Origin of the sequence: Pedobacter sp. D749, from assembly GCF_019317285.1 — a bacterium.
In the GTDB taxonomy this organism is placed as follows: Bacteria; Bacteroidota; Bacteroidia; order Sphingobacteriales; family Sphingobacteriaceae; genus Pedobacter.
Genome location: NZ_CP079218.1, coordinates 872,978 through 887,072 on the forward strand (window position 1 = coordinate 872,978; position 14,095 = coordinate 887,072).

Genomic DNA, 14,095 nt, shown 5'->3' on the forward strand with positions numbered 1-14,095 from the left:
TCTTAAAGTCGTCATTTCGACCGTAGCGGAGAAATCTATTTCACAATAGCTTAGATCTCTCTGCTCTGCGGTGCTTCGGTCGAGATGACGATTTTTTATTGGTATCTTATCAATGCGCTGTGGCTCGCAAACCAATTTTTTATTTCACCATTTATGAAACATAAGTTCATTTAAGCTTATATGTTCTTAAATGTCTTATATGGTTAGCTTGTATTTGTTTTTTAGTAGATATTCACTAAGGCGATCGTCATGCAGGTTTAGAACACTACATCAGGTGATAATGATCATCAAAAACCTCCATCACCGATGCTTTTATACCAAAGAATGCCAGTTTTTCACAAAACTCATTGCTGATATCTTTTGCAGAAACAATGCGGATTACTTTGTCGCAATCTTCCAGATCGATAGACCATTCTGAAATATTCTGCAACCCTGCAACGGCCAAAGCAATTAAATTGGTATCGCTGCCCGATTCTATAATGGTAGAAATGATGGTGATGTATCTGGACATATTTAGGAATGATTAAGGATTTCAGGATCAATTCATAGCTGAAACTGATCTTTTGTAAATGCAAACGTAAGAATAATTTGCAAACAAACCAAACGTTCGGTATCTTTGTTTGATGGAAAATCCCTATAAAAGAAAAAAAGAGCCTGAGGTAAGCAAACAGCTTATTTTAGCAGCAGCTGTAGAAATCGGCGCGTCAGATTGGCATCGCGTTACGTTTCAGTCCATTGCCAATAAAACGGGTTTGAGCAAGGGGGGGATTATCCATCATTTCCGAAACAAAGAAGATCTGCTAAAAGAATTGATGAACCAAAGTTTGGCAGAGCTTACCGAGTGGATTATAGAAGAAAAAAAATCATCGGGCAATGAGGAAGGGAGTTTGGCTTACCTGCGCTTTATTATTGATAAAAGTAACGATTTACATTATCGGAGAACCATGAAAATTGTGATGCAGGTTGTACTCATTAACGAGGAGTATCGCAAAACATGGGATGAATGGTCTAATCTGTATATTGGAAATGGCGACGATACCGGACAGGGCATAAAACATCTGATTATGATGCTTGTTGCCGATGGGTTGTGGTATTCGGATAATCTTGGTATTTATAACATCAGCGATAAAAATAAGCAACAAATACTGGAAACCCTCATTAATCTTTAAACTGAAATATCTTTTGCTCCCCCAGTTATCAAACTATAATTTTATGGAAGAACCCATCGAAACTACCGTTCACCAAAATAAAACTTTTACCGATATCAATTATGCTGGTAAACAGCTGCTAAAGCGAGAATTTATTAAATGTGAATTTATAAGATGCGATTTTTCTAAAAGTGATCTGAGCCATAACGACTTTGTGGATTGTGAATTTAGCCATTGTGATTTCTCTCTCACTCAGGTAAAAGGCACAGGTTTTAGTAACATTACCTTCAAAGACTGTAAAATATTGGGTATTGATTTTTCTACCTGCAATAAATTTATGTTCTCTTTTTCTTTTAGTGGTTGTATTTTAGATTATTCTGTTTTTTATGGTGCCAAGCTCTGGAAAACAAATTTTATTAACTGCTCGCTAAAGGAAGTAGATTTCGAATCAGCCGATTTAACTTCAGCTGTTTTTAATAACTGCGACCTTACCGCAACATCTTTTAATCGGACAATTCTGGAGAAAACTGATTTCCGCACGGCAAGTAATTTTTCTTTCGACCCTGCGCTGAACAAAATGAAAAAGGCCAGATTTTTGTCTGCTAACCTTTCTGGTTTATTGGATCACTTCAAACTGGATATTGAAGATTAGTCCGCTAATTTTGAATTGATTAACCAATTTCAATAATTTACCCGTTAACCAAGCTCCAAGGCATAGGCTGTTCCGGCCTTTGATTGATTCAGTACCAAAAAGCTCTGGATATTTCCTACATAAGCCATTGCACCTATATTGTCTCTGAGGAAATTATTATAAGAAACCATATCGGGCATGGCGTCGAGCAGGATTATATGCATTGGCTGTAAAGCTGTTATATTGATTTTAAGAATGGCGGTATTTCTTTGTTCTGGTCAATCAATTTACCTGTATGTAGAGCAAGTTTTATCTTTAATGATGTCTTTGTTGGTTGATTATAACAATTTCATTATCGTTAAATTTTATACTTTTGGATTATTAACCAATTACATCTGATATGTTTATGAAATTGCTTTTTAAAGCTTGCATACTTTCTGTTTTAATCTGTTCATCTATTCTGGCAAGTGCACAAACTGTTACTTTAGATTATTTTTTTAATCGTGAAACCCGAAAAAATAAAGCGGGAGAGGTAGAGCGTTTTCATTACTTGTGGAATGAGCAGGCAATGAGTGGTTTTTCCATTTTTGGTAATGTATTTAAAAAAGAAGGATTTAAATTGGATTCGCTTGAAACAGCACCAACAATAGCTAATTTAAAAGGAAGTGATGTTTACTTAATTGTAGATCCCGATCGTCCGAAAGAAAATCCTAAACCGAATTACATAGAAGCTGACCATATTGCTGCAATTTCTGCCTGGGTAAAGCAGGGTGGGGTATTGGTGATGTTTGCTAACGATAGTGCAAACGTAGAGTTACCACACTTTAATAAATTGGCTAATGTATTCGGCATGTACTTTACCAATGAAATGCAAAATCATGTTATTGATGATGCACATTTTGAAGATGGCGGCATCGTGATCAAAAATAATCCGGTGTTTAAAACGGCAAAAAAAATATTCATGAAAGATGTATGCTCGATCGACACCAAAAACGGTGCAAAACCGGTATTGAAAAATGCAGCTGGTGCAACGGTTATTGCCACTACCAGATTTGGTGAAGGAAATGTAATTGCCATTGCCGACCCTTGGTTGTACGATGAATATGTTAATGGCCGTTTACCAAAAGAAATGGGCTTCGAAAACGATAAAGCTGCCTACGATCTGGTGGTTTGGTTAAAAAGCCTCGTTAAAAAATAATCGCTTAAAGTTTATCCAGCTTAAAATAGCCCAAATGAATCTCATCTTCAGGTAATCCTGAAGATGATTTTATTTCGATATGGTATTTCTGTTTAGCCTCCTCACTTAAAATATCCTCAATTTTGTAAATATCATCTACATCAATGCCATATTTTTCGTCGATATGCGAATTGGCACCTTTTATTGAATTGGTTTTAAAAAACACCGTTTTTTTGGCATCCTGAATGGCTTTGGCCCTTTCATCATGCACTGATAGTACAATATGGTGCTGTTCGTATAATTTGTTGGATAAATATCCCCCCAGGTTGATAAAGAACAATTTATGTAGCGATGGCAGCGTATGCTCATCCCTTAATTTAATACTGATTCCGTAATCATCAACTTTGGTTACTTCCCGCCAGCCATCAATATGCAGGCTTGTACCTGTTCCTGGCCAAAATGCTTTAATTTCGGGCACAAGATCTTTTAGTGAATGGGCGATACCGAAGAAATAGTCGTGCTGCTCTACGTTTCTTTTTGGGGCTTTTGAGCCCAGTAAAATCATATATAGTTTTAAATCGTTCATAAGGTTTAATTGTTCACTGGTACATTAGTTCGATTGGTCATTCGTTCATTTAACATTGTTGATTGATTCCAAACTCCTAACTCACTCACCTTTTAACAGCATTAATCAAAATAGGTTCTTGGAGTTTTGATATTTTCTTGTTTTTAACCACAGAGAACACAAAGAAAGGCACAGAGGGCAAAGAGTTGAAGACATACTCCAATAATGTTCGTCATCTCGACTGTAGCGCAGCGAAATGGAGAGATCTATCTAGACAGATTTCTCGACTGCGTTGCACTCCGCTCGAAATGACGGTAACCCGAGGGGATTTACGAGGAGAAAATAAACTATGCTCAGGATGACAACCGGGAAAGAGTATTCCCTCGCGTTTCGTGCCTCCATGGCAATCAATTCCATCATCTCTCTTACATTTTCCATCGATTTAAAACAATTTCCTTTTTTTAGGATTGTATAAATTATAAATGGATATAGAAACATCAAAAAAGAAAATTGCCATTATTGGTGGCGGCCCGAGCGGTCTGTTCATGTATAAAAGATTAATTGAATCTAAAGCTCTCAATTTCGAAATAGAGATATTCGAACGTAAAGATTATTTAGGAGCGGGTATGCCTTATAGTGCTGAAGGAGCAAATGTAGAACACATTACTAATGTGTCTGACAATGAAATTCCAATCATATATAACTCCATTGAAGAGTGGGTGAAAATAGCACCTAAAGAAATTTTAGAAAAATTCGATATTAACGCCGATAAATTTAACGAGTATAAGGTATTGCCCAGATTGTTTTTTGGCGAATATCTTTCCGCTCAGTTTAAGTTATTAAAAGAGGTTGCAGAAACTAACGGGATTAAGACCAATGTGCATTTAAATTGTATAGTAGAGGATATTATCGATTTACCTGCCGATAATCAGGTAGCGGTAAGTGTTAAAGGACGTGATCAGGCTCATTTCGATCATGTAATTATCTGCACTGGTCATAATTGGCCAAAAAAATATGAAGGTAAAATTCCTCATTATTTCGATTCACCATATCCACCTAAAAAAATTGCTTTAGAACTGAACCACGCCGTTGGCATTATGGGCTCTTCGTTAACTGCCATTGATGCCTTAAGAACCCTGGCGCGACAAAACGGAAATTTTTCCGATAATGAAGATGGAACCTATTCGTGCCATTTAAAGAATAAAGGTTTTAAAATCGTGATGCACTCCAGGAGCGGGCTTTTACCAGCGATTAGGTTTCACCTGGAAGATTCGCATTTAGGGAAGGACGAAACGCTAAGTAAAACCGAAATCCAAAAAAGCATTAAGGTAAATGAGGGCTTTTTGCCTTTAGATTTTGTATTTGAGAAGAATTTTAAAGAGATGTTCATTGAAAAAGATCCTGTTTTTTATGAAAAGATCAAAAACATGAATCTTGAGCAGTTCGTAAGTACGATGATGGACTATCGCGAAAAAATGGAACCATTTGATCTCTTCAAAAAGGAATATGAAGAAGCAGAAAAATCGATTGAGAAGAGAAAATCAATCTATTGGAAAGAGGCACTTGCCATTTTAAGTTTTGCGATGAACTATCCGGCAAAATACCTTTCAGCAGAAGATATGGAACGCTTGCAAAAAGTGTTAATGCCACTTATATCCATTGTAATTGCATTTGTACCCCAAAGTTCGTGCAGGGAACTGTTGGCCCTGCATGATGCTGGAGTATTAAGTATTGTAGCTGTTGGCGATGATGCAGAAGTAAAACCCTTAAAAACCGGGGGGGCAGATTACCATTACAAGGTAGATGATAAAAAGGTTACTGTCCATTTCGATACCTTTATTGATTGTATTGGTCAACCCCATCTTTCTTTTGATGATTTTCCTTTTAAAAGCTTAATTAAAAATGGCACCATAAGTCCGGCAAGATTAAAATTCCAGTCGGCTGCTATTGGAAAGGAAGAAATGAAGCATAATGATTTAGTGACCAAAAAAGGCGATAATTACCTTTTAACTGTTCCAGGTATCACCATCAACGATTATTTTCAGGTGGTTGATGATACTGGGCAGGCGAATAAAAGAATCTATATCATGGCCGTTCCATACATTGGTGGTTATAATCCCGATTATTCCGGTATCGATTTCTCTGAAGCAGCATCTGGAGCGGTGTTGGATCGTATTTTGAGCTAAAAATCCTTATCTATTTGATGTGTTCTTTTATAAATGCCTGAGGATTATAAAACCTTTCGTTAAGCTGTTTATTATTAAAGGTTAACCAGCTTGCGCAACCATAATCATCAAATTTTTTCCTGATTTCTAAATGGAGATGGTGATAATCGCCGCCATACTTTTTACTTTCCTGTGGTGTAAATAACCTGGCGAGTTTAGTGTTTTGATCAACATTTTGTCCGTTGCTAACATAAACCTCTTTAAGGTGTTTGTAGGAGGTAAACATCGTTTGGCCATTAGGGAGTTTATGCTTAACGACCACAGTGCGTTGATTTTCGCCTAAATGTACAGAACAAACTATTCCATTCGCCATAGCGTAAACATTAACCAGTTTCGCTTTTGGCTGGGCAGGATTAATATCAATGGCGGTATGGATATGACCTTTAACATAACTATCCCGATGATCGCCAAAAATGCTGATGATTTTAATGTTATTTACTTTTTTTCGGTTAGTCACATCAAAAGGTAGAAACCATTGATCGGCTGTTTTTGCAGGAGCAGTATCGGTATAATAGGGTTTCCAGCGATCCCGATCTTTTTCAATGGTCGGTGTTTCGAATAATAGTGTCGATAAAAAGATAAATAATAATGTTTTCATACCAGGGAGTAATTTAATGGCAAGATAATGATTTTATTGATATAAACTATTTTTATAGTTTAAAATAATTAGACCGTCATTGCGAGGAGGAACGACGAAGCAATCTTAATGCTCACGCTAGTAGCGATGGTTGTAAGATTGCTTCGTCGGCTGAAAAAGCCTTCTCGCAATGACGAACCTTTTCGTGGTGGCAGATGTTACCATCTGTCACGGAGAGAAATTTATTTGATCGTCTGGATTTACTCAAAGTCAGATGGAAACCTCTGACTTCACATTACGCCAAAAGATTCTCTTTCAAAGCTTCTGCCGTAGGGTTAACCAACGTACCAATCAATTCCGGTACCGGAACATCGGTGCTTTCGCTATAGCCATGGGTTAACAGTCTAACACGGTTAATACACACCCTGATAAATTCGGGTACAAACAAATCGAATTTTTGAAATTTAGGAGCAAGCTCGGGGTTTTCCTCTTGAAATGCTAAAATTACATCTGCCACCTGGCGCCAGAATTGCTTTTCATCCATGCCAACATAACTGTGGAAAATATTGCTTAGGTATCTGAAAAGGGCATCAAATATCCCCGATAGGATAAATAAAGGCGCCAACTCATCGTTAATTTCCCTTAAAACATCTACCAGATCATTCGGTAATTTTGCTTTCGATTCTTCTGTTAACACAATTTCTTCTACAAAATCTTTAATGATAATCCGCTCCGGTACACTGTTTTTCATTACCAAAATGGTGTTTTCGCCATGTGGACTGAAGAAAAAAGCATGTTTGTAAAAAATCCTTAACACTGGTTTAAGATAAGCCGATAAATAAGCGTTTAACCAGGTTTCGGCAGTTAAACCCGATTTTTCGATCAGGGCCTCAACCATGCTTTTTCCATTATCATCTACATAAAGCAAACTCGCCATAGTCATGATGTTTTCGCCTTCTAACAAGTAGTTTTCAGCACTCTCTCGCCAGATTGCACCTAAAAACTCCTGGTATTGATATGGTGAATCGGGTATTTCGCTATATTGGGGATGCGTGTAAGCAACTGTAGCCACCTCGCCTAAGAGTACAACGCGGGTTTGTTTTAAATATTCATCACCCAGTAACATGTCTTTTGCCCACTGTGTTACCTTTGGTGCAATAGCCAGTTTTTTAGGCGAAAGTCCTCTGAAAATGGAGGTGTTTAAAATAGAGATGGCCATTTTTACATAATGTTTTTTAGGTTCACTTACATTAAAGAAAGTACGGATACTGTTTTGACACATGTATTCATCCTTCCCAATACCAACTGGAATAATCAATTGATGGGCAATGTCATGTGCAAGCTGCAATACTATTTTGTTATTCCATTGCCATTCGTGCACGGGGATGAAAAAATAATCTTCAGGCTGCAGCTGCTGTTGGATTAATACCTGATTAAAGTCGTGAACCTGTTTTAAACTCAGTTCTTCATTGTAAAAGGAAAATGGAGAAATACTTTCGATACTTTTAAAGGCTGCCCTTGATTTATGAACAGCCAACCAGGCCAATTGTGTTTTCTGTCCTGCTTCTGGCGCATATTTACCCTGATCGCTATGGTTAAAACCGATGCGTCCTTTATTAATGGTGGCCCATGGATGACCGTCCATCTGGTGTTCGATGGTCTGGTAATCGGCGTTGGCCAATTCATCAGCAGTTAAACGACCTTTTTCGTGAATATATGCATCCGCATATAACGTATTTAAAGTTTCTTCCACAAAATGGGCCAAGGTAAAAGGTTTAATTCCAAAAGTTTGCTGTAGTTCTGTATAAAATGCCGGGGCGTTGTTAACGATTACACTTTCTCCGTTTACAAACTTTTTGATGCTTTGTTTGTCGATGTGCAAATAATCTAAAGTACGTTGCTGACCTGAAAAAGTATAATAGATCTCCTCAGAATCTGTTGCAAGATGGAAATCAGAATTTCCTTGCTCGTCTGTATTGATCAGCGTTGGTTCTGCTAATTTCTCGTGCATCAACTCCACGATTGATTTTGCAATATAGTTTAGGTTTACCTTATCCCAAACTTCTTTTTTTAAAGGTTTTATATGATTGAAATTGTTGTAATTCATGGTATTTAATTTTTTAATAAATGTTGGTCCCGATTTGCAATCGGGATCTAATGTGCTCCGGATTTTAAATCCGGTTCTCTATGGTCGGGATTACAAATCCCGACCAGCATGCGTACTAACCTAAAGTTTAAGGCGTTTCGACAGGCTCAACGTGACAGTCACGGATGAAATCCTGAGCCTGTTCAAGAACCTCTTGCTCGCCATTTACGCTAAACTGTTGAAAAGCAATCCTTTTTTCAACAGGATAAATTTCGAAACCTAATATTGCATTAATAATAGATGCATTGCGGTAGGCACCCATACCCAAATCAGGGGTTACAAAACCATGTGTATGCAATTCGGCATTTTGAACAAAAATTTCGTTCCCGTTTACATCGATAGCGTAGTTGCGGTGTACCTGAAAAAGCCCTTCTGCATTACGTGCGATGCGATCATTTATTGCGGATAAGAAACCTGGCTCGTTGTACTTGTAACCGGTTGCCAATACAACAAAATCTGTTTCAACAGTAAAATCCTTTTCGCTTTCGATATGAAAAAAATCGAGCTCGTATTTGCCATCTGCTTTTACCATTAAATTGTTCAGCTGGCAATTGGGCATCAATTCGGCATTGATTTTCTCGCCATCAACACTCAATTCGTACAGTTTATCGAAAATCTGGTTAATCAGTTCGAAGTTTATTCCCTTGAATAAGGAATTTTGCTTACCCAATAATTGTTTGCGTTTGGCATCGCTGAGGTTGTAAAAATGGTCTACATACTCTGGAGAAGTAAGTTCCAGTGTCAATTTCGAATATTCCATAGGAAAAAAGCGATCTGGACGTGTAAACCATTTCAGTTTTAAGCCATTTTCTGTTTCAGGCAAAAGATCGTAGAAAATTTCAGCGGCGCTTTGTCCTGAACCAATAATCGTTACCGTTTTTTGATTCAACAACGTGTGTTTGAACTTTAAATATTCTGAAGAATGTATGGTATTTTTATGCTCAGCTGGCCTAATAAAATCAGGCACTTTCGGTGTTGTGCCTGTTCCGAGTACGATTTTTTTAGCCAAAATGATCTCTCTGGATCCTGTTGCCTGATCAGTTTTTTCTACCTGATAAACACCATCAACGTAATTTACACTGATTACTTTCTGTCCGAATTGGCAGTTTTGCAGATGGTTAATCGCCCATTTACAATATGCATTATATTCCTTGCGTAATACAAAGAAATCTTCTCTGATATAGAATTTATATAGACGATCTGTTTGTTTAAGATAGTTTAAAAAGCTGTACGGACTGGTTGGATCGGCCATAGTAACGAGGTCGGCCATAAATGGAACCTGTAAGGTTGCATCGCTTAGCATCATGCCCGGATGCCAGTTAAATTCGCTTGCCTGATCTAAAAATAAGGTAGATAAGCTATTGATTGGGGCACATAAAGCCGCCAAACCTAAATTGAAAGGACCGATTCCGATCCCAACAATATCGTATATTTTCTGTTCCTGCATTATATTTCCTCCGTTTCAAATTGTGCTGTTTTCATCATGGCATAAGTTTTGGCTTCAGGAAATTTATCCCAGTACCAATCGCGGTAACAGAAAGTTAGGTTGGCCATTTTATAAGGCATTTGGATCACTTTTTCTAATTTAAAACCTAGTCTGGTTACAAAAATGTGCATCGCACGACTTTCCACTGCTGCTTCACCGATGCATTTACCTACTTCGGGTTGTTCAAAAATGAAATCCATTAAGGCCTGGCCTGTCTCGAAGCTGAATTTTTTATCCTTATCGGTTGGGGCAATCAATAAATGTGCTCCGTAATCGGTAGTTAACGCATCGTAGCAGGCACCCACACCATCACGCATTGGCCAATAAGGCTCAATCGTAAAGGTGGGTTCGCCATTTATTTCGCCAATAAAACTGTGTGATGAATCGTTTGGCAACAAAGTTCTATAGAATAGTTCCAAACCGCTAATTGGCCCATCCATTTTCCAGATTGGTTTCGCATGCTCCTGGTTAAACCAATCGTGAACCATTTCCAGATCGCGGTCGATATTAAAGGGGCGGATGTTGATCGTCACATTTTCCTTTGGAAAAAACCTGCTGTACAATACCTCATTGGTTTTTGGTTTGATTAGATTTTCGGAGAAGAAATATTTAGACAGTGGATTTGGAAACTCACGGTAAATAGCCGGATTATCGATTGGCGCACTGGCTTCATCAATATTGCAAAGATTGGTCAGCAGGTTACCTTTTACTTCCCAGCTGCGGCGGTTGATGATATAATCAACTAAACCTGTAGTATCGCTGTTTTCGAATTGTTTAAACTCCAGATAAACGAGATCGATTAAGGTTTTTTCATCTGCGAGGTCGTTGCTTGCAAGGGCATTTACTACACCTAATATATTGTTGATGAGTAGATAATAGGTGAGTTTAGGGATAATGTATTCGTTTGGCACAATCGAACCACTTTCTGCGGCTATACCTGGATAAACAGCTTTTAGTTCCTCCGCTTTGGCTTCACTAAAGAAATAACCCTGGTTATCCCTGAAATAAAGTTTGGCAGGATAATAATCTTTATCTAGTTCTACCATCACATTTTGCTGGTGGAACTCAAAAGCCATCCCAAAATTGTTGTACAGGCCAACAATCGGAGTTACACAAAGGTGGAGGTATTGTTTAAACCAGTTTACAGCCGTATGGGCAAGCGCTTTATTTTTGCTGATGGATGCCTCCTCGATTACATGGACAATCCTCGGTTTTTGGCCCAATAAACCATCCTGACAAAGCGCCGCCAATAAACTTACATTTTTGCCAGCATCTTCTCCTTTGAATGGATTATGCCTGATGCTGATGTTAAATCCATCAATGGTTTCACCTTTATAATTTACGGTGATAAAAGCAGGGTCGGTAATGAATTCAATTTCAGGGAACTCGGCTTTGGCTGCTTTACCGTATTCGGTTTTTAACAATTTGCTTACATCGTAACCACGGTGAAGTTCCCGGAACAGGTTAACCCGTTCTGAGTTGGTTATTTTTACGTGCAATGAAAATTTAAGCATCCAATCACTCGATGCATTGTAGACCGTTCTTACGGAAGATGTCGGAGTATACAATTCTCCGAAATGCCCCAAAAAGAACAGCAGGTTTTCTTCCTGCATCGCTATTACCGTAGGGAGGGTAAGCAAATATTCAGCTTCCCAAGGGTGCATGGGCACTACTTTATAATTTGGGTGTTGATCCAATAAAGCTATGACCTCAGCATTTTCGCTATCTAAAAGCTCAATCCTGAAAAGATCGGTCATATCGAAACCTTCTGCATTTTTCTCACTGATGTTATCTGCTACTATTAAAAAATACGCCAGCTGGAACTTTCCCTGTGTTTCTGGTGAATATTTAAAAAGTTCATCCTTTTTGTTAAACCCAGATCTTCCTTTGGGTAGGGGATGGGCGTTGTGACCTAAAATTAAGGACTGCTCGGCCTCAATAAAGCTCATTTTTGCAAAATTTACAGGTTTACCGTTTTGCTTAAAATAAGAGAGAAATGCTTCAAGGTTTTCTACACTGTTGGCTAAACGTTGATTTACGATATCAGCATCTGCATGCGGAAATTCGTCTGCACTGAATTGAATGGCCAGTTCCATAAACCTGTAAATACTGATCGGCTTGATCACATCAGTAGTAATATTCCGCTCAATTACCGGAAAATTAAATACATGGCGGCCACTATCGGCATAAAATTTTAAAGGTGCATATACTTCGAAGCCAATTGCCGTAAAGTCAAACCTGATATGCAAACGATCGCTTGTTGTAACCAGGTAACTGGCTAAAGATTCGTCATATTTAGGGATACCTACATAGCGGCTCCAGTTGGTAAATTCTCTACAGTAACTGTTTAGAAGCGCATTAAAATTAGTTTCTTCTGAAATCTGCTGAAGCTTGATTGAGTCTAACGTATTCGTTTCCATGTTTTTTAATGATTTTAATAATATTTTCAATATCGCTGATGGTAGTTAGCGGGTTAAGTAGGGTAAATTTGAGGTAGAACTGTTGGTTAATCTTGGTGCCGGCAACTAAAGCTTTGCCTTCATTGAACATTGCTTTTTTGATATATTGATTCATAGCACACACATCTAAACGCAGGTTTTTTGGGCGGTAACGGAACACCAGGGCACTGATGTCTGATTCGTTCATCAACTCGAAATCGCTATCTGAATGTAACAGACAGGCAATTTCGGCTGCGGTTTCTATAATCGTATCAAAATAGCCACCCAGTTTGTTTCTGCCCATCATTCTGAGTGTAAACCAAAGTTTTAAAGCATCAAATCTGCGGGTGGTTTGTATTGATTTGTTCACTTGGTTCGGCAAACCATCTTCATCATGGTCCTTTGGGTTTAAGTAATCAGCATGGTGCGTAATCAGGTTGAAAAAGTTTTTATCGCGTACTAGAAAACCGCTGCTGCTTACGGGCTGGAAGAATGATTTATGATAATCAACCGTGACCGAATGGGCCAGTTCGATCCCGTTCAACAGGCTTCGGTATTTATCAGTTAGCAGCAAGCCACAACCATAAGCTGCATCGATATGGAACCAGGCGTTGTATTTTTTGCTTATCGACGCAAGTTCTTTAAGCGGATCAATATTGCCGAAGTCGGTGGTGCCTGCCGTACCTACAATGGCAATAGGAATATTGCCCAGAGCAATTTCCCGTTTAATGGCATCTTCCAGTAAAATGGTATTGATCCTGAAACTGCGGTCGGTTTTAATCTTGATCACCGATTTTTCGCCCAAACCTAACAGTGCAGCATTTTTCTGGATGCTGAAATGTGCCTTTTCTGAAACAAAAATCCTAAAGCGTGAGGCTTCCGGTGGCAAACCATTTAATTTGATATTGTGGTTCAGGGCGGTAATAGAATAATGATCCCTTGCCAATAAAAGCCCCATTAAATTGCTCTGTGTACCGCCGCTGGTAAAAATACCGTCGGCTTTTTTGCAGTAACCAATTTGATCGCAGGTCCATTCGATTAGTTTTTGTTCAATTAAGGTACCGCCGGCACTTTGATCCCAGGTATCAATGGACGAATTGATGGCCGAAATCATCACCTCGGCAGCTACTGCCGGGATCACAATAGGGCAGTTTAAATGGGCAATATAAGCTGGGTGGTGAAAGGCAACCGCATGGCTGGTATAAAGCTGTTCAACTTCTTTAAGCAAAGCATCGTAGTTGTCGTGTGTTTTTTCAAATTCAATCGAATCAAACAGCGGCCTTAATTCCGATGGCGATATGCCACTAAAAGGTTGTTGATTATTGTTGAGAAATTTTTTTACCGCCTGGGTAACTTTTCCTACTGCATGCAGGTATTCTGCTTCATTTTCGTGGTGAAAGATTTCCTTGTTCGGACTTTCCGTAAGGAAATCAATTAGTTCATGTTTTTCTAGGTCTGATGTAAACATTAGTTTTTCAATTTTTCAAGGATTAAAGGTTTAAGTGGCAATAAACATCTGATCTTTTTAAGCCGATATTTCATTAATAACTCTGGTTAGGTGAAATTAAGCATGAGCTGTTTTTTATTAAAAACTCCGATTGCTAAGGTATATTTTTATTTAGATTGATTAAAAATAATATTCTAAATATTTTCAACATGTTGTTAGTAAGTAGGTAATGGATAGTTTTTGAAATATTTTAAA

At 38.3% G+C, this 14,095-nt stretch carries 12 protein-coding genes; 4 read left to right on the forward strand and 8 right to left on the reverse strand.

Annotation, left to right across the window (positions count from 1 at the left end; genetic code table 11):
- Positions 1 to 265: 265 nt before the first annotated feature.
- Entirely contained in the window at positions 266 to 511 is a 246-nt protein-coding gene (locus KYH19_RS03665) for a hypothetical protein (protein WP_219077595.1), read from the reverse strand.
- A 112-nt stretch (positions 512 to 623) separates the two neighbouring features.
- On the opposite strand from KYH19_RS03665, the gene KYH19_RS03670 reads away from it, so the two are divergent.
- Together KYH19_RS03670 and KYH19_RS03675 are read left to right on the forward strand one after the other, a co-directional pair.
- Positions 624 to 1,169 carry a TetR/AcrR family transcriptional regulator gene (locus KYH19_RS03670; RefSeq protein ID WP_219077596.1) on the forward strand — a complete coding sequence of 182 codons (546 nt, stop codon included), beginning with the start codon at positions 624 to 626 and terminating at the stop codon, positions 1,167 to 1,169.
- Between the two features lie 43 nt (positions 1,170 to 1,212).
- The gene (locus KYH19_RS03675; RefSeq protein ID WP_121282715.1) at positions 1,213 to 1,800 is read left to right on the forward strand and encodes a pentapeptide repeat-containing protein; all 588 of its coding nucleotides are present in this window, start codon (positions 1,213 to 1,215) and stop codon (positions 1,798 to 1,800) included.
- A gap of 44 nt (positions 1,801 to 1,844) precedes the next feature.
- Here KYH19_RS03675 and KYH19_RS03680 read toward each other — a convergent pair whose 3' ends face one another.
- Positions 1,845 to 2,003: an Lrp/AsnC ligand binding domain-containing protein gene (locus tag KYH19_RS03680; protein ID WP_219077597.1), complete on the reverse strand. Its 159-nt coding sequence runs from the start codon at positions 2,001 to 2,003 to the stop codon at positions 1,845 to 1,847.
- 182 nt (positions 2,004 to 2,185) lie between these two features.
- Here KYH19_RS03680 and KYH19_RS03685 point away from each other — a divergent pair, with 182 nt between their 5' ends.
- A complete protein-coding gene (locus tag KYH19_RS03685) occupies positions 2,186 to 2,977 on the forward strand; it encodes a DUF4350 domain-containing protein (RefSeq protein WP_219077598.1) in 792 nt (263 codons plus the stop codon).
- A 4-nt stretch (positions 2,978 to 2,981) separates the two neighbouring features.
- On the opposite strand, the gene KYH19_RS03690 is transcribed toward KYH19_RS03685, so the two are convergent.
- Entirely contained in the window at positions 2,982 to 3,542 is a 561-nt protein-coding gene (locus KYH19_RS03690) for a DUF1543 domain-containing protein (protein ID WP_219077599.1), read from the reverse strand.
- 461 nt (positions 3,543 to 4,003) lie between these two features.
- On the opposite strand from KYH19_RS03690, the gene KYH19_RS03695 reads away from it, so the two are divergent.
- Positions 4,004 to 5,707 carry an FAD/NAD(P)-binding protein gene (locus tag KYH19_RS03695; RefSeq protein WP_219077600.1) on the forward strand — a complete coding sequence of 568 codons (1,704 nt, stop codon included), beginning with the start codon at positions 4,004 to 4,006 and terminating at the stop codon, positions 5,705 to 5,707.
- A 10-nt stretch (positions 5,708 to 5,717) separates the two neighbouring features.
- Here the strand turns inward: KYH19_RS03695 and KYH19_RS03700 are convergent, their stop codons facing one another.
- From KYH19_RS03700 to KYH19_RS03720, 5 genes are all read right to left on the reverse strand, one after another.
- Complete coding sequence (locus tag KYH19_RS03700) at positions 5,718 to 6,344, reverse strand: M23 family metallopeptidase (RefSeq protein ID WP_219077601.1); 627 nt, start codon at positions 6,342 to 6,344, stop codon at positions 5,718 to 5,720.
- A 274-nt stretch (positions 6,345 to 6,618) separates the two neighbouring features.
- Positions 6,619 to 8,430, reverse strand: a complete 1,812-nt coding sequence (locus tag KYH19_RS03705) for an IucA/IucC family siderophore biosynthesis protein (RefSeq protein WP_219077602.1) — start codon at positions 8,428 to 8,430, stop codon at positions 6,619 to 6,621.
- 127 nt (positions 8,431 to 8,557) lie between these two features.
- Positions 8,558 to 9,916 (reverse strand): lysine N(6)-hydroxylase/L-ornithine N(5)-oxygenase family protein, encoded by a 1,359-nt coding sequence (locus tag KYH19_RS03710; protein WP_219077603.1) that lies wholly within the window; start codon positions 9,914 to 9,916, stop codon positions 8,558 to 8,560.
- On the reverse strand, positions 9,916 to 12,375 hold the full coding sequence (locus tag KYH19_RS03715; RefSeq protein WP_219077604.1) for a GNAT family N-acetyltransferase: 2,460 nt from the start codon (positions 12,373 to 12,375) through the stop codon (positions 9,916 to 9,918). Before KYH19_RS03715 ends, KYH19_RS03710 begins: the two co-directional genes overlap by 1 nt.
- Positions 12,320 to 13,861, reverse strand: a complete 1,542-nt coding sequence (locus KYH19_RS03720; RefSeq protein ID WP_219077605.1) for an aspartate aminotransferase family protein — start codon at positions 13,859 to 13,861, stop codon at positions 12,320 to 12,322. The genes KYH19_RS03715 and KYH19_RS03720 overlap by 56 nt, the downstream gene beginning before the upstream one ends.
- Between the last annotated feature and the right edge of the window lie 234 nt (positions 13,862 to 14,095).